The following is a 249-nucleotide window of genomic DNA, read 5'->3' as shown; positions in this document are numbered from 1 at the left end:
ACCGGGAGCGCCTTCATGAGCTGGCCGGTAATGGAGGCGCTGCTGGGCATCACCTTTGACGCACTGGTTTACGCCGCCGAAAACGGCATCCCTGTTGACACCTACTACATAAACCGGGCCTTTGATCTCACGGGCGAAGACTACCGCGCCGAAACGGACGCGTTCATGGAGGCCCTGCCGCACGGCGTGGACACCACCTGGGCCGAGTTTCTGCTGCGGCCGCTTTACTCCGGTGCCCTGAACCTGAAG

At 62.2% G+C, this 249-nt stretch carries 1 protein-coding gene; it reads left to right on the top strand.

Translation table 11 applies throughout. The annotated features are described in order from the left end of the window. Positions 1-15: 15 nt before the first annotated feature. Positions 16-249, top strand: a 234-nt coding sequence (locus SB765_RS32225) for a hypothetical protein (protein ID WP_410932842.1), incomplete at its 3' end; no start/stop codon positions are given.

This window comes from Pseudomonas sp. SIMBA_067 (assembly GCF_046534675.1).
Lineage (GTDB): Bacteria > Pseudomonadota > Gammaproteobacteria > Pseudomonadales > Pseudomonadaceae > Aquipseudomonas > Aquipseudomonas putida.
The sequence above is the reverse complement of the archived record's forward strand: the minus strand, read 5'-3'. Positions and strand labels throughout refer to the sequence as shown.